General features: G+C 68.0%; 10 protein-coding genes, 3 tRNA genes and 1 pseudogene. 5 read left to right on the top strand and 9 right to left on the bottom strand.

Features of this window, described 5'->3' with window-relative positions; all coding sequences use genetic code 11:
• Positions 1-29: 29 nt before the first annotated feature.
• Positions 30-1,256, bottom strand: a complete 1,227-nt coding sequence (locus ACZ1DY_RS25005) for a cytochrome P450 (protein WP_465481034.1) — start codon at positions 1,254-1,256, stop codon at positions 30-32.
• 295 nt (positions 1,257-1,551) lie between these two features.
• Here ACZ1DY_RS25005 and ACZ1DY_RS25000 point away from each other — a divergent pair, with 295 nt between their 5' ends.
• Both ACZ1DY_RS25000 and ACZ1DY_RS24995 read left to right on the top strand, forming a co-directional pair.
• Complete coding sequence (locus tag ACZ1DY_RS25000) at positions 1,552-2,790, top strand: serine hydrolase domain-containing protein (RefSeq protein ID WP_465481033.1); 1,239 nt, start codon at positions 1,552-1,554, stop codon at positions 2,788-2,790.
• 23 nt (positions 2,791-2,813) lie between these two features.
• On the top strand, positions 2,814-4,337 hold the full coding sequence (locus tag ACZ1DY_RS24995) for an FAD-binding oxidoreductase (protein WP_465481032.1): 1,524 nt from the start codon (positions 2,814-2,816) through the stop codon (positions 4,335-4,337).
• Between the two features lie 98 nt (positions 4,338-4,435).
• Here the strand turns inward: ACZ1DY_RS24995 and ACZ1DY_RS24990 are convergent, their stop codons facing one another.
• A complete protein-coding gene (locus tag ACZ1DY_RS24990) occupies positions 4,436-5,632 on the bottom strand; it encodes an FAD-dependent monooxygenase (RefSeq protein WP_465481031.1) in 1,197 nt (398 codons plus the stop codon).
• A 247-nt stretch (positions 5,633-5,879) separates the two neighbouring features.
• On the opposite strand from ACZ1DY_RS24990, the gene ACZ1DY_RS24985 reads away from it, so the two are divergent.
• On the top strand, positions 5,880-8,669 hold the full coding sequence (locus ACZ1DY_RS24985; RefSeq protein ID WP_465481030.1) for an ATP-binding protein: 2,790 nt from the start codon (positions 5,880-5,882) through the stop codon (positions 8,667-8,669).
• Between the two features lie 43 nt (positions 8,670-8,712).
• On the opposite strand, the gene ACZ1DY_RS24980 is transcribed toward ACZ1DY_RS24985, so the two are convergent.
• Positions 8,713-9,474 (bottom strand): SDR family NAD(P)-dependent oxidoreductase, encoded by a 762-nt coding sequence (locus tag ACZ1DY_RS24980; protein WP_465481029.1) that lies wholly within the window; start codon positions 9,472-9,474, stop codon positions 8,713-8,715.
• 48 nt (positions 9,475-9,522) lie between these two features.
• On the bottom strand, positions 9,523-10,041 hold the full coding sequence (locus tag ACZ1DY_RS24975; RefSeq protein WP_465481028.1) for a quercetin 2,3-dioxygenase: 519 nt from the start codon (positions 10,039-10,041) through the stop codon (positions 9,523-9,525).
• A 263-nt stretch (positions 10,042-10,304) separates the two neighbouring features.
• On the opposite strand from ACZ1DY_RS24975, the gene ACZ1DY_RS24970 reads away from it, so the two are divergent.
• On the top strand, positions 10,305-11,759 hold the full coding sequence (locus tag ACZ1DY_RS24970; RefSeq protein WP_465481027.1) for an MFS transporter: 1,455 nt from the start codon (positions 10,305-10,307) through the stop codon (positions 11,757-11,759).
• Positions 11,760-11,838: 79 nt separating this feature from the next.
• Here the strand turns inward: ACZ1DY_RS24970 and ACZ1DY_RS24965 are convergent, their stop codons facing one another.
• The gene (locus ACZ1DY_RS24965; RefSeq protein ID WP_465481026.1) at positions 11,839-12,540 is read right to left on the bottom strand and encodes a LuxR C-terminal-related transcriptional regulator; all 702 of its coding nucleotides are present in this window, start codon (positions 12,538-12,540) and stop codon (positions 11,839-11,841) included.
• A gap of 176 nt (positions 12,541-12,716) precedes the next feature.
• Here ACZ1DY_RS24965 and ACZ1DY_RS24960 point away from each other — a divergent pair.
• Positions 12,717-13,967: pseudogene (locus ACZ1DY_RS24960) on the top strand (IS256 family transposase).
• 418 nt (positions 13,968-14,385) lie between these two features.
• Here the strand turns inward: ACZ1DY_RS24960 and ACZ1DY_RS24955 are convergent.
• The 4 genes from ACZ1DY_RS24955 to ACZ1DY_RS24940 all read right to left on the bottom strand — a co-directional run bounded on the left by ACZ1DY_RS24955 (position 14,386) and on the right by ACZ1DY_RS24940 (position 15,191).
• A tRNA-Val gene (locus tag ACZ1DY_RS24955) sits at positions 14,386-14,460 on the bottom strand.
• A 1-nt stretch (position 14,461) separates the two neighbouring features.
• A tRNA-Cys gene (locus ACZ1DY_RS24950) sits at positions 14,462-14,532 on the bottom strand.
• Positions 14,533-14,557: 25 nt separating this feature from the next.
• A tRNA-Gly gene (locus tag ACZ1DY_RS24945) sits at positions 14,558-14,630 on the bottom strand.
• 135 nt (positions 14,631-14,765) lie between these two features.
• On the bottom strand, positions 14,766-15,191 hold the full coding sequence (locus ACZ1DY_RS24940) for an SsgA family sporulation/cell division regulator (protein WP_005159130.1): 426 nt from the start codon (positions 15,189-15,191) through the stop codon (positions 14,766-14,768).
• Between the last annotated feature and the right edge of the window lie 42 nt (positions 15,192-15,233).

The raw sequence follows: 15,233 nt of genomic DNA, 5'->3' as shown, positions 1-15,233 counted from the left end.
TCACCTCTCGGTCGGGTGGTTCTTCAGGATCACCAGGTGGCGGGCAGGGCTTCCGGGCGCACGGTGAGCAGTCCGCCGAGCCAACGCACGTCCTCCGCGGGCACGGCGAGCCGCAGTGAGGGCAGCCGCCGAGCCAGGCAGGAGAACGCGACCTGAAGCTCCATCCTGGCCACTCCGGCACCGGGGCAGTAGTGCACGCCCGCGCCGAAGGCGATGTGCTGGATCTCCTCCCTGGTGAGGTCGAGCCGGTCCGGATCCTCGGTTCGCCGTGGATCCCGGCCTGCCGCGTGCATCACCGGAATGACCGCTTGACCCTTGGCGACGTCCACGTCGGCGATCCGCAGATCGTCGGTGGCCACCCGCATGAAGCCGATCTCCGAGGACGGGGCGTACCGCAGGAGTTCCTCGACCGCCCGCTCCGTCAGTTCGTGGCGCTCACAAAGGATCCGCCACTGATCCGGGTGCCGCATCAGCATGAACAGGCCGCGGGAGAGCGCGCTCACCGTGGTGTCGTGCCCCGCCACCAGCAGGTTGATGCCCAGCCAGACCAGTTCCCGATCCGAGAGCCGGTCCTTCTCGTCCTGCGCGGTGATCAGCGCGCTGAGCAGGTCCTCTCCGGGATCTTTGCGGCGCTCCGCGACCAGTGCCGCGACGTAGGCGGCCGCTTCTTCCCGTGCGGCGAGGCGTTGTTCGGAGGTGTAGGCCGTGACGCTGATGAGCCGGTCGGTCCACTCCTGGAGTTTTGGCCGGTCCTCGATCGGCGCGCCTACCATCTCGCAGATGACCCAGATCGGCAGCAGCGCGGCGAATTCGTGGTGCAGGTCCACCGGCCGCGGCCCGGCTTCGAGGCGGTCGACGATCTCATCGGCGATGCGTTCCACCCGCGGCCGCCAGATCCGCGCCTTGTGCGGGGTGAAGGCGGGGGCGATCAACCGGCGCAGCCGGGCGTGATCGGGCCCCTCCTGGTTGAGGAGGTTGAACGGGTTGTCGGAGAAATCCGGGCCCGGGATCATCCGTGGCGCACCGGGATCGCGCAGTGCGGCCCGGGACAGGCGCCGGTCGGTCATCGCCGTGATCACCTCGTCGAAGCCGGTGACCATCCAGGCGGTGTCACCGCTGGGCAGGGAAACCTTGGTCACCGGGCATTTGTCGCGCAGCTCGCTGTACCTTCGCGGCGGCTCGGCCAGCGGGGCCAGCGGTAAGGGGTACCGGTCGGCCGGAACCTGGTCCGGTGCGCTCGCCTGCGTTTCGCTCACTCGTAGCCCTCCTGATCGCGCTTGAACCCCTGAGGACGGCCGGAATCCGGCCGTCTTCGCGTGGCCAAGTCAAGAGAGGCCTCGGCAGCGCGACAAGGCGCGAGTGAGGCCCCAGATCTCCCGCTCGGATGCCCTGGCCAGGTGGAGTAGCCACCTGGCCACCCCCCGGCGCGCCAGGTGGCGTGCTCTGCCGGCCGGTGCCGGTGAGCCTTGTCCGGACCGGTTTGACCGCCGAGCCTGTACTCGGCGGTATCAGTCACGGCCGGCGTTCGCCCGGCAAGGCAGGAGGAACCCGGTGGGGGAACTGAAGATCGAGGTCGACCCGGCTGAGGTCGGGCTGGACGAGGCACGGCTGCGGCGGATGGACGACTACTTCCAGGCCTATGTCGACGACGGGCGGCTGCCCGGGTGGAGCCTGCTGGTCAGCAAGCGCGGGCAGGTCGCCCATCTGGCGCACGCCGGGTACCGGCATGTGGAGAACGGCCTGCGGGTCGACGACGACACCATCTGGCGGCTGGCGTCCTTGACCAAACCCATTGTCTCCGTGGCGGCCATGATGCTCTACGAACAGGGCGCGTTCGGCCTCCACGATCCGGTGAGCGACTACATTCCCGCGTTCGGCGAGACCCGGGTCTACCGCAATGGCATGGCCGGTTCGCCGAACACCGATCCGTTGCTCGAACCGATCCGCATCTGGCATCTGCTGACCCACACCTCCGGCTTGACCGTCGGCGCCTGGCAGGCGCATCCGGTCGAGCAGATCTACGCGCAGGCCGGCTACATCTGGGACGCGCCGCCCGGGGTCGATCTCGCGGGCGCCTGTGAGGGCTGGGCAGGTTTCCCGCTGCTGTTCACGCCGGGAACCCAGTGGAACTACGGAGTTTCGGTGGACGTGCTCGGGCGCGTCCTGGAGGTCGTCACCGGGAAGTCGATCGACGAGGTGCTCGCCGATCTGGTGCTGGGTCCGCTGGGGATGACCGAGACGAGCTTCTGGGTCGACGAGGCACAGACCCATCGGGTCGTGCCGGTGTACAGCCCGCGCCCGGAAGGCGGGCCCGCCTTCCGGAACGATCCGCTGAGCCCGTTGCCGACGAGCAAGCCGACCTTCCTGTCCGCCGGGGGCGGGCTGTTCACCACTTTGTCGGACTACCACCGGTTCTGCCAGTTCCTGCTGGGCGGTGGAGAACTGCACGGCACCCGGCTGCTGGGCACCCGGACCCTGGCGTACATGGGGAAGAACCACCTTCCCGGCGGCGCCGATCTGGCCGCGGTCGGAAGGCGGGTGATGTTCGGGCAGCCGACCTACGAGGGACTCGGCTTCGGGCTCGGCTTCCAGACCGTGGTGGACGCCGCGGCCACGAAGATCCTCATCAGTCCCAGTGAGATCTCCTGGTATTCCGGATACAGCACGCTGTTCATGGTCGACCCGATCGAGCAGCTGAGTGTGCAGTTCTTCTCGTCTTTCGCCCCGGTGAAGACTTATCCGCTTTATGGTCGCCTGCGGCAGCTCGCCTATCAGGCGCTGATCGACTGACGCGACGGCTGAGAGGACGGAAGATGTCTGGGGACCAATCCGCAGGACAGTCCGCGGTGACCGTGAAGGCGGAAGATCCGCGATACGCTGATTTGACCCGTGGTGCCAACGGGAGGTGGGTAAGCACACCGGAGAGGGTGGAGCTGGTCCGTTCGCCGGAACAGATTCGTGCGGTGGTGCAGGCCGCCGCCCGTGCGGGAAAGCGGCTGACCGTGCGCAGTGGCGGGCACTGCTACGAGGACTTCGTGGACGATCCGGAGTCCGAAGTGATCGTGGACCTGTCGCAGATGACCGAGATCCGGTTCGACGCGCGGCGTCGCGCGTTCGCGGTCGACGCGGGTACCCCGCTGGGGAAGGTGTACGAGACCCTGTTCAAGAACTGGGGCGTCACCCTCCCCGGGGGATCCTGCCCGACGGTCGCGGTCGGCGGGCACGTCGTCGGTGGTGGTTACGGGCCGCTGAACCGGCTGCACGGCCTGATCGTGGATCACCTGTACGCGGTCGAGGTCGTAGTGGTGGACCGTTCGGGGCGGGCGTCACTGGTCTACGCCAGCCGCGAACGCTCGGACCCGAACCGCGATCTGTGGTGGGCACACACCGGCGGTGGCGGTGGCAACTTCGGCATCGTCACGCGGTACTGGTTCCGGACTCCAGGGGCCACCGGCTCCGACCCGGCGCGGCTGCTGCCCCGGCCGCCCGCGCGGGTTTGGGTGGCATCGGTGAACTGGCCGTGGGCGGGGATGAGCGAAGCATCGTTCACCCGGTTGCTGCGGAACTACGGCGCCTGGCACGAGCGGAACAGCGACGCGGATTCGCCCTACGCGGGCCTGTTCAGCAGGCTCGGCCTCATGCCCAGCACGGCGGGTGTGCTCAACGTGGCCCTGCAGATGGACGCCACCGTGCCGGGCGCCGAGAAGCTGATCGACGAATACCTCGCGGCACTGGGGGAAGGCGTGGACGTCACGCCGTTCACCATGGAACGCCAGTGCCTGCCGTGGTGGCGCGCGACGACCTGGCTGGGGTTGTTCACCAATATCCAGACCGCACGTGAGGACTTCAAATCCGCTTATATGCGGGCGAACTTCACTCCCGAGCAGGCGGCTGCCTTCTACCGCAACCTGACCAGCGCGGAGTCCGCGAACCGTGGCGCCGTCGTCTCGATCGCTTCGTACGGCGGGCGGACGAACACCGTCGCGTCTTCGGAGACGGCCGTCGCCCACCGGGATTCGATCATGAAACTGCTCTACGTCGTCGGCTGGACCGATCCGGCGCAGGACGAAGCGAACCTGGCTTGGATCCGGCGGCTCTACCGAGAGGTGTACGCGGGTTCCGGAGGGGTGCCGGTGCCCGACGAGACCACCGACGGCTGCTTCGTGAACTATTGCGACACGGATCTGTCCGATCCGGAGTTCAACAAGTCAGGCGTGCCGTGGTCGACGCTGTATTACAAGGAAAACTATCCGCGGCTGCGGCGGATCAAAGGAAAATGGGATCCGCGCGACTTCTTCCGGCACGGACAGTCCGTGGAACCGGCCGTCGCTCCCTGAGCTTCGCCATGATGTCATGAAGGTGACCTTCCTGATGGGGAGGTCACCTTCATGACGTTCGACGGCCCGTGGTCAGGGCCGGGGCCGCATTCTTGGCATCACGACCGTCCGTTCACGATCTCGGCGGTGATCCGCTCCACGTCATACTCGTACAGCCACGCCTGATTCCGCAGATTCGCCCGCCCGATCAGTTCGGAATCCCGCTCGCGTTGTTCCTCACCGTCCGGCAGGTGCAGGACCTTGGCGTTGGCCCGCGAGTTCTGCTGGATGTCCCTTGTCCGGGGATTGCGCAGCTCTTCGTACTGCTTCAGCGCAGCGCCGGTGCTGTCCGGGGTGGCGCCCCGCAGGAAGCCGGCCAGCGCGATCGCGTCCTCGATGGCCTGATTGGCGCCCTGCGCCATGAACGGCAGCATCGGGTGGGCGGCGTCGCCGACCACGGTGACCCGGTCGGTGCTCCAGGTGGTCAAGGCCCCGCGGTCGTGCAGTGCCCACCGGTTCACCGCTTCCGCGGCGGAGAGCACCTGCTGGAATTCCGGGTTCCAGCCCGCATACTGCCCGGCCAGCTCGGTCACCGAGCCCTGTGCTGTCCAAGATTCGGTCCGCCAGTCCGCGGCGGGAGTCGTGGCACCGAAGCTGATCAGTTTCCCCGCTGAAACGGGATAACACACGCCATGCTGCTCAGGTCCGAGCCAGAGCACGACTTTCGGCTCGGTCAGCAGGAATGGCAGCCGGTCGGCGGGAACGAGTCCCCGGTAGATCGTCTGCCCGGAGAATTCCGGCGAATCGGCGAGCAGGACTTCGCGGACCGTGGAATGAATGCCATCGGCGCCGATCACGACGTCGGCGGTGGTCGTGAAGCCGTCGGCGAAACGCAGTACGACCTCATCGGTGTTCTCCTCGATCCCGATGCAGCGACGGCCGAGGTGCACCGTCCCGGCGGGCAGCAGTTCCAGCAGGCCACGGTGAAGATCCGCGCGATGGGCGGTGTAGTACGGATCGCCGTACAGCTCTTCGCACTCCTTGCCGAGCGTTGTCCGCGCCACGACCTGATTGTCGTCCCAGCGCCGCATTTCGATCGCCTCGGGGCGAACGGCCACCACACCGAGGAAATCGCCGAGGCCGAGCCCGCGCAGGACACGGGTCGCGTTGGGTGCCAGCTGAATACCGGCGCCGATTTCCCGCAGGTGCCGGGTCTGCTCGAACACCTCGCAGCGGATGCCTTGCCGGGAGAGGGCGGCGGCCACGGTCAGGCCCGCGATCCCGGCGCCGATCACTGCGACTCGTAAGGGAACCATCGTGTACTCACTTCCTCGGCGGGCTGGGGCGGGCTCGTTCCGGCTGGTGCGCCAAGAGGACCCGTTGTTGCATGGTGCCCGGGAATTCCGCGTCGCGTATCCCTTGCTCACGTGACTTTTCCGTCCATTGCCCGAAAAGCGGCCCGGTATCGCCCGATAGTGATCGCGAGTGGCCCGCGTACCGGGGTATCGTGGGCGCTTCTCGTCTGTGTGGGGGAGATTTCGAAACGAGGAATGGGGAGAACCCATGGTCGCGCCCAGGTTGGTGGGCAGGGTGGAAGAAGTGGCCGCGATCCACGCGGCGATCGACGCGACCGCGCGGGGGCTCGGGCAATGCCTTGTGGTGGAGGGCATGGCCGGTATCGGCAAGAGCCGGTTGCTGAGCGAGGGGACCGAGTACGCCGCCGGGCTCGAGCTGTCCGTTGTCACCGGCCGGGCCACCGAACTGGACCGGGTCGCCCCGCTCAACGTGCTGCTCGGGGCCTTGCGTCCGGTACTGCCCGTGCCTCCCGCGGAGATCGGGGCCGGCGCCGAGCACAACGGCTTCTGGCTGATCGACCGGCTCGGCGCGCTGATCGAGGATCAGGTGCGTACCAGGCCGATGCTGGTGGTCCTCGACGACGTGCAATGGGCCGACGAGCTCACCGCACTGGCTCTCCGGGTGCTGGTCCCCGCGCTGGCCTCCTCGCCGGTGTGCTGGGTGCTGGCCCGGCGCCCGCTGCCAGAACGCGCACCGGGCCAGGAGGCCGTGGACTGGCTGCTGGCGGAGGGCGCGCCGCGGCTCCAGCTCGAACCGCTGCGGCGGGACTGCGTCGCCGAGTTGTGCTCCGAGCTGCTCGGCGCGGCTCCCGACGAGCAGCTGCTGGCCTTCGCCGAACGCAGCGACGGGAATCCCTTCCTCCTCGGTGACCTCCTCACCTCGTTACGGGACGCGGGCCGGATCGCCGTGACCGCCGGCAGAGCCACGGTGACCGGCGAGGAACTGCCATCGAGTTTCCTGCTGTCGGTGGAGCATCGGTTGCGGGACCTCTCCGAGCACACCAGGGCGCTGCTGGTGGCCGGGGCGGTGCTCGGCAGGCGATTCACCCTGCACGAGGCGGCAGGTCTGGCGGGCCGGTCGGCGGTGGACCTGGTCATCGGGGCCAAAGAGGCGGTGCGCAGTGGCGCGCTGGTCGACGACGGCGCCGCCCTCGCCTACCGGCACGACCTGATCCGGGAGGCCGTCTACAACGCGCTGCCCGAGCCGGTGCGCCGGGCGTTGCACCGGGAAGCGGCCGAGGTGGTGCGGAAAGAGGGGCATCCGGTGCTGGAGGTGGCCTCGCATCTGCTTCGCGGGGCACGCCAGGCCGACGCGCAAGCGATCGAGGTACTGCGGTCGGCCGCCGATCAGGTCGCCTCCACCTCGCCCGGGACAGCGGCGGAGCTGATGCTCCGGGGTCTCGAACTGCTGGACCCGCAGGACAGTGCACGCCCGGATCTGGTCGCGGCCACCGTCCGGTTGCTGGCCTCGGCGGGGCGGCTGGCCGAAGCCCGTGAACTCGGCGAGCGGGCCTTGCGCGCCGGGTTGCCCGAGCCGGTCGAAGCCGGGCTACTGCTCGGGTTGGCCGAGGCGATGAAGCACGCCGGTCAGTCCGGTGCGGTACTGGAGTTCACCCGCCGCGCGCTGGCCCACGAAAGCGTCCACGAGTCGGCTCGTGCGCAGCTGCTGGCCAGCGAGGCGCACGCCCTGCTTCAGACGGGTGAGCTGGTGAACGCCGCCGAGGTGGGTGAGCAGGCGGTCCGGCTGGGCCGCGCGGCGGGGGAGCACTCCGCGGTGGTCTACGCCCTGGGCGCCTGCGCGGTCGGCGCGCAGGATCGTGGCGAGGTGGCGGCCGCCATCGAGATCGCGGGCGAGGCCGTCCGGCTCGCGAACGAGGTCGGCGGGGCGGCCAGCCAATGGCATCCCCGGCTGTGGCTGGCGCCCGCCCTGGTCGCGGCCGACCGGCTGAACGAGGCGTCCGCGGTGTACGAGATGGGGCAGCGCGAGGCGGAATGGTTCGGCACCGCGTGGACCTTGCCGCTGTGGCACTACTACCGCGGCGAACTCCACGCGGCAGCCGGGCGGCTGGACGACGCGGCCGCCGAGTTCGAGTCGGGGCTCGCCGTCGCCGAACAGCTCGGTGCGCTGGCGCTGGCTCCGTCCCTGCAGCTCGCGCTGGCGCGGATCTCGCTCTGGCAGGACGAAGTGCCGCAGGCCCGCAAGTACCTGCGCCGCGCGAAGCAGCTGGCGGAGGAGGGGGTGGGCGTGGTCTCAGAGGACCTTGCCTGGACCTCGGCCCTGCTGCTGGACAGCGGCGGTAAGCCGGACGAAGCGGCGGCGGAGCTGGCCGAGATCTACTCGGCCCTGCCGCGGCGGCTGCTGTTGCTCACCTATCACCCGTACGCCGGTCCGCAACTGGTCCGGATCGCGTTGCGGGCAAGGCGCCCGGAGCTGGCCGCGGTGGTGGCGCGGGCGGCAGGCGCACTCGCGGAAGCCAACCCGGGGGTTCCGACACTCGTGGCGGCCGGGCTGCACGCCGACGCGCTCGTGCGTGGAGATCTCGACGATCTGCGCGAGGCGGTCCGGTTGTACGAGGCGAGCCCGCGCCCGCCCGCCGTGGCCGCGGCGTACGAGGACGCGGCGGCGGCCGAGCAGACGGCGGGCAACCGCACAGAGGCGGTGGGCTTGCTGGAATCCGCGCTCGGACTGCACACCACGAGCGGCGCCAAACGCCATATCGCTCGCGTTCGCGGCCGGATGCGCCGGCTCGGCGTCCACCTCGCGGCCCCCGCGGGCCAGCGTGGGGCCACCTCCGGCTGGCACAGCCTGACCCGCTCGGAACTGAAGGTGGCCAGGCTGGTGGCCGAGGGCCTCACCAACCGGGACGTCGCCGCCCGGCTGTTCCTGTCCCCGCACACCGTGGACACGCATCTGCGGCACATCTTCGCCAAACTGGATGTGTCCAGCCGGGTCGAGGTGACCCGCAAGGTCCTCGAACACGGTCAAGACGGGGACTGATCCGCCGACCACGGCGGGGAGCGGCGAATCAGCCCTCGCGTGGTCAGGAGCTGGCGCCACCGTCGATGACGAGATCCTGCCCGACCACATAGGCCGATTCCGGCGAGGCAAGGTAGAGCACCGCGGCCGCGACCTCTTCGGTGCGCCCGACGCGGGCGATCGGCATGCCCTCGGCCATCCGTACGTCTCGTTCGGCTTCGCTTTCCCCCGGCAGCAAGGACATGGGGGTGTTGATCGGCCCGGGGCTGACCACGTTGATGCGGATGCCTTCGGGGATGTACTCGCGTGCCGCGGTGGCGGACAGCGCGCTGATCCCGGCCTTGCTCGCGGCGTAGGCGCCGGTTCCCGGCACGGTCACATGACGCCCGACCGCGGAGGCGAGGTTCACGATCGCGCCGCCGCCGTTGGCCCGCATATGCGCGATCTCCTGCTGCATGGACACCAGCGTGCCGGTCAGATTCGTGCGGAGCTGGTCCGTCCATTCCGCCACGTCGATATCGGTGATCATGCCGCCGGCGGCGAAGACACCGGCGTTGTTCACCGCCACGTGCAGCCCGCCGTGGCGGGACACGATCGTCTTGACGAGCTCGGCCATTTCGGTGGCGCTGGTAGCGTCCGCGACCACCGAGCTCGCCTCGCCGCCCGCGTCCTGGATGAGCTTCACGGTCTGCGCCAACGGTTCCTCGCTGCGGCCGCTCACCACCACCGTGGCACCTTCCTCGGCGAAGGTCGTGGCCACGGCTCGGCCGATACCCGCGCCGCCGCCGGTGACGAGTGCGACCTTGCCGGTGAGTCTTCCGGTCATTCCTGTGCTCCTGTTCCGTTCGTGCGATGAGGACTGGGCTGGGCGGGGTCAGACGTGCAGCGCCGAGTCGTCCCAGGTGACACGGACGCCGTACTCGGGTGCGGCGTCGGCGGAGCGCTGGACGTCGGCCTCGGTCAGCGGCGGCGGCAGCTCGCCGGGTTTGGCCGGATGTCCGATCTTGGTGAAGTAGCCCTCGAATCCGCCTGGGGTGAAAAGGAACAGCAGCCGCGCGGTGTGCAGCCCGACGTTCTTGAACCGGTGGCGGGTGCCGCGGGGGATGAACACGAAGTCCCCCGCGTGCGCCATGAAGGTCCGGTCGTCGCCGAGCACTTCAAGACTGCCGGACAGCAGGTAGTAGGCCTCGTCCTCGCGGGCGTGCCAGTGCGGCGGCGGCCCCTCGCCCGGCGGCACGGAGGCTTCGATGAGCGACAGCGCGCCGTTCGTGTCCTTCTCGGTGGCCTTGATCGTGTAGGTGTCACCCATGACCCACAGCGTCTGTCCCTCGCCTGCCGGGGTGTGCACGACCTGGCCCCTGGTGGTCTTGATGGTTTGGCTCTCCTGCGACACCCTGGCCTCCCTGTTCGGTCTCGTGGTGCCGAGCCAACCCCACCGCGACGGGCGTTGGCGTCACCCGTTCACGCCATCTCTGCGGGTGTTCCCGCCCGACTGCGTCCACTGACGGGTGGCGCGCGGCCACATCACGCGAAGACGTGATGCGGGCGGTCCCCGCCGGGAGAGAAGGTTTCCTGGTTCCGCAGGTGGAGGCGTCACCGCCGAAATGCCCGATCCGGGCACGCGGTGGCGCCCTGGCATGATGTGAGGTTCCGAAAATGACTGAGGCGCCTGTCGCCCATCGGCCTTGGCCGATCTTCTGGCTGCTGGCGGTCACCCAGTTCATGGTCATCCTGGACACCACGATCGTGGCCATCGCGCTACCGGAGATCCAGCGTGACGTGGGGTTCACCCCATCGGGACTGTCCTGGGTGATGGACGGGTACATGCTGGTCTTCGGCGGGTTCGTGCTGCTCGGCGGCCGTGCGGCGGATCTCGCCGGTCGACGCCGGATGCTGGTGCTGGGCATGACCCTGTTCGTGCTGAGTTCCGTGCTCTGCGTGATGGCCACCGAACCGTGGATGCTGGTGGTGGGCCGGATGGTGCAGGGTCTCGGTGGTGCGCTCGCCAGCCCCGCCGCGCTGGCCCTGGTGTTGCAGGTCCTGCCGGAGGGGGCGAGCCGCACCCGGGGAATGGCGATCTGGGGCGGGATCGCCGGGGTCGCCGGGCCGACCGGGGTGCTGCTGGGCGGCGCGCTGTCGGAGGTGGCGTGGGAACTGGTCTTCGTGATCAACGCGCCGATCGGTATCGCCGTGATCGTGTTCGGGCTGCGCATGCTCCCAGGCGGTCAGCGATACGTGAAGGGCGACCTCGATGTCTTCGGCGCGCTTTCCGGTACGGCGGGCTTGTGCCTGCTGGTCTTCGGGGTGATGCGAGGTGCGGTCGAGGGCTGGGGCTCGGCCGTCACGGTCCTCACGCTGGGGGCGGCGGTGGTACTGCTGCTGGCGTTCGTCGCCCGGCAGGTGAAGGCGGCGAACCCGCTGCTGCCGCGGTCTCTGTTCGGAGTGCCGACGGTGGTGCTCGGGGTCGCCGCGAGCGGTCTGCTCGGCATGGCGCTCTACGGAAGTTTCATCACCAACACGCTGAACCTGCAGCAGGCCAGGGGTTACAGCGCGATCGTGGCCGCGTTGCTGCTGATACCACTGGACATCTGCCTGTTCGCCGGCACCAGCGTCGCCGGGCGGGTCATGGCGCGGATGGGGCCGAGTACGGTGCTGTCCTCCGGGCTCGGGCTGCAAGCCGTCGCACTGGTCTGGTGGGCGAGCGTTCTCGACGCGCACGACAATGTCTGGCTGTCGACGGTGCTGCCGGCGAGCGTGGCCAGCTTCGGCCTTGGCGCGGCGATCGTATGCGTGTTCGTGATCGGCACCTCCAATGTCAGCGGTGAACTCAGTGGTACCGCCTCGGGCATGGTGGTGACGGCCAACCAGGTGGGTGGCGCTATCGGTATCGCTGCGCTGACCACCGTGGCCGCCACCCATACGACCGGGTTGCTGGCGGGCGGGGCGCCGGATCGGGCGCAGGCCGTTTCGTCCGGGCAGTCGGTCGCGCTGTGGGTAGCGGCGGGTGTCGCGGCGGTGGGTGCGTTGGTCGGACTGTTGCTCAAGCGCGACCACGGGGCAACCTGGCGCCGGGCCACGCCGGTCGCGGCCGGTGGTGCGGCACCGGAGTGATCCCCGGCTCGCGCCCACAAAAGTGGCTTCCGGTCAGCTGCTGACCGGAAGCCACTTTTGTGATCGTTTCTTCTGATTGTCAGGAATCGGCGCGATCCGCTTTCGACGGCAGCAGGCCTTCGCGCAGTGCGCGGGAAACCGCGAGAGTGCGGTTCGAGCAATTGAGCTTTGCCAGTACATTGGCCACCAGGCGTTTCGCTCCGTGTAGTGAAATTGTCAGCGTGCGGGCGATCTGTTTGTTGCTCAAACCGTCCACCATCAACGAGAGCACCTGCTGTTCGCGCGGTGTCAGTGAAACGGGAGTTCCGTTTCGGGTCATTGTCGAACCATTGCGTGCTTGAGCGAGCAAATTCTTGGTCAAGGCGGCAGGCATCGGCACCTCGCCTTTGCATACCCGGTGGAGAGCGTCGTGGATCCCCGGCGCGGTCAGATTGCCGATGTCGAGGAAGCCGTCGCAGGACACGCCGGTCGATCGGGTCATGTCCTGTTCGGACGAGCTGTCCAGCAGCAACAGGATCTTGACGCACCGCTCACGGCTCGGGATACAGGAGTCACGGATCTGCTCGTCGGAGATATCGCACAGGGCGATTATCAGCACATCGGTTTCATGTCTTTCTTCGAGTGTGCCAAGTACTGAACCCGGCGAGTTGAACGTACTGAGATTTCCGATGGACGGCAACAGTCCGAGTAGTCTTTCCAGGCCATAGCGGGTGACTTCGCTCCGTATGGCCAAGCCAACGTTCAGTGTTTCCGCTTGATATAATTCTGGTGCATTGATCATCTTCCCCCCAGATCATCCATGCGTGGACCGCGTCGCCCCTGCCGCGGTCCGTCGAACCCAAATCGAGCCTTGCGAGAATTAGTCTACCGGCGTTCTTGAAACAATGGCAACCTAATGGGTAAGCTGCGGCCGCAAACGGGACTGTAAAACGGGCGGTGCAACTCCCGATCATGGAAGTGCACCTGATGACCGACATGATGCCCGGCGTGGAGAACGCTGAGGACTCGAAACCCTTGACCGGTCTGGATGGCTTGGACGAGCAGCTCGTCGCGCAGCTGCTGAGCAGTGCCAAGGCCAGCGGGCTGAAGCTGTTGCAGCAGTTGACCAAGCGGTTGCTGGAGTCCGCGCTCGAGGGCGAGATCACTGATCACCTCGGCTATGACGAGCACGCCGGCCGCGGGACCGGTAACCCGCGCAACTGCGCCCGCTCGAAGACCATGCTGACTGATGTCGGCCCGGTCGAGAGCGACGTGCCGCGGGATCGGGACGCCGGCTTCGAACCCACGATCGTCGCGAAGCTGCAGAAGCGCCTTGGCGGTGTGGACGAGATGGTGATCTCCTTGGCTGCCAAGGGATTGACCACCGGGGAGATTTCCGCACACCTGGCCGAGGTCTATGGCGCCGACGTGTCGCGGCAGACCATCTCCACGATCACCGGCAAGGTGATCGAGGGCATGACCGAAGGGCGGAACCGGCTCCTGGACCTGGTCTATCCGGTGATCTCCCGTCGACGCGATCCACGTCAAAATCCGTGACGGGCAGGTGGCCAACCGGCCGATCTATGTCGCGCTCGGGGTGACCTGCGAGGGCCGCCGGGACATCCTTGGCTTGTGGGCAGGCGACGGCGGCGAGGGCGCCAAGTACTGGCTGCATGTGCTGACCGAGCTGAAGAACCGCGGCGTGGCCGACGTACTCATGGTCGTCTGCGACGGGCTGCCCGACGCGATCACCACGGTCTGGCCACAGACGATCACCCAGACCTGCGTGGGGCACTTGCTGCGCAACAGTTTCCCTTACGCGGCCGTCGGCACTGGGACGCGGTCGCCAAGGCCTTCAAACCGGTCTACACCGCGCCGACCGCACACGAGCGGTTCGCCGAGTTCACCGAGACCTGGGGCGCCCGATATCCGGCCATCGTGCGCTTGTGGGACAACGTCTGGGCCGAGTTCGTACCGTTCCTCGCGTTCGATCCGGAGATCCGGCGGCTGATCTACTCGACCAGCGCCATCGAGAGCGTCAACGCCGGCATCCGCCGCGCTGTGAAGGCCCGCGGGCACCTCCCCAACGAGCAGGCCGCGCTGATACGTGGCGATCATGAGCCTGGACCCGACCGGCACCGGCCGCAAACGCTGGACGATGCGGTGGAAACCGCGTTGAACGCGTGCGAGATCGCCTTCGACGGCCGCCTGGCTGCCGGACGCAAGTAGTTCCCCTCCAACCCGAGTTACACCGCTCGTTCGGCAGACCCCTACGAGAGCGGACTCGGGCTCGCCGGATTCGTGCTCGGCCTGCTCGACTTCTACCAGCAGCGGCACGAGTACGACGGCGAAGCACGTGCGATCCAGATCCGCGAGCCGTCAAAGGAGATCGGCGGATGGCATCGCGAGGGTCTACGACCACGTGACCCCGCTGATGCGCCAGCAGATTCTGCAAGCACTGGAGACCAGGTGGATCGGGTCGCTGGCCGCGCTCACCCCGAGTGAGCGGACGAAGCTGGGGGAGTGGCTCCCGCACCTGCACGCCACGTTCGGTCGACATGCGGCTCGAGACCGCCTCGTGGGTCCTTTTACGACCGAAGCCCCGCCCCTCCGAAGAGGAGCAGGGCTTCTGACCTGCGAAAACAGATGGTGCGCGATACTGGGATTGAACCAGTGACCTCTTCCGTGTCAGGGAAGCGCTCTCCCGCTGAGCTAATCGCGCGAGGTGGAGACGGGATTCGAACCCGTGTACACGGCTTTGCAGGCCGTTGCCTCGCCTCTCGGCCACTCCACCGTGTCAGGCCCGAGAGGGCCTTCCGAGCGGATGACGGGATTCGAACCCGCGACCCTCACCTTGGCAAGGTGATGCGCTACCAGCTGCGCTACATCCGCACATCCTCGGTCCGGCTGAAGCTCAGAACCTCGCGGTTCTGTTCCTCACCCCGTCGCCGTGGTGTGTGTGAACACTATCGGACCCCGAAATCGGCCCTGCAACCGGGGTGCCACTTGCTGTTCGCAAGCCCGTCATCAGGCCAGATCGTTGGGAATCAGGTGGGTCAGGGCGTCGTCGACGTCGACCCAGAGGTGCTCGTTGCCCGGGAGCACGACGTCGTAGGTCCGGTCGAGGAAGTCGGCCAGCTCCTGAGCGGACGCCTCGAACATGGCGTGCCCGGACGGCGAGTTCAGTTCGATGAGGACGGACTCGGGGTCTTCGACGGAGGGGCGGATGCGTACGTCGCCGTCGCCCGCGTCGGCCAGGAGGCCGTCTGCGAGGAGGTCGCGCGCGTAGACCCACTCGACCCAGCCGGCGCGGCCGGTGCGGAAGGCGGCCACGACCGCGTACGGGTCGCGTGTGTCGTATCGCAGTTCCACCTTGACCGGGACCGCGGGGGTCCGCGGCGCCAGGAGGTCGAACACCGCCGTCGAGCGGAGCGTCACGTGATCGTTGCGCATCGTCCTACCCTTCGTCTCCTTCCCGGCCCGGTCGAACCGAGT

The sequence above is a fragment of the Amycolatopsis sp. PSD-21 genome (assembly GCF_055561455.1).
This window is presented reverse-complemented; position numbering and strand designations above follow the sequence as displayed.

Coding starts and splice junctions, on each gene's coding strand:
- ACZ1DY_RS24940 (WP_005159130.1), bottom strand. CDS start 15,191: ATGCGCAACGATCACGTGACGCTCCGCTCGACGGCGGTGTTCGACCTC.
- ACZ1DY_RS24965 (WP_465481026.1), bottom strand. CDS start 12,540: ATGATCAATGCACCAGAATTATATCAAGCGGAAACACTGAACGTTGGC.
- ACZ1DY_RS24985 (WP_465481030.1), top strand. CDS start 5,880: ATGGTCGCGCCCAGGTTGGTGGGCAGGGTGGAAGAAGTGGCCGCGATC.
- ACZ1DY_RS24995 (WP_465481032.1), top strand. CDS start 2,814: ATGTCTGGGGACCAATCCGCAGGACAGTCCGCGGTGACCGTGAAGGCG.
- ACZ1DY_RS24970 (WP_465481027.1), top strand. CDS start 10,305: ATGACTGAGGCGCCTGTCGCCCATCGGCCTTGGCCGATCTTCTGGCTG.
- ACZ1DY_RS24980 (WP_465481029.1), bottom strand. CDS start 9,474: ATGACCGGAAGACTCACCGGCAAGGTCGCACTCGTCACCGGCGGCGGC.
- ACZ1DY_RS24990 (WP_465481031.1), bottom strand. CDS start 5,632: ATGGTTCCCTTACGAGTCGCAGTGATCGGCGCCGGGATCGCGGGCCTG.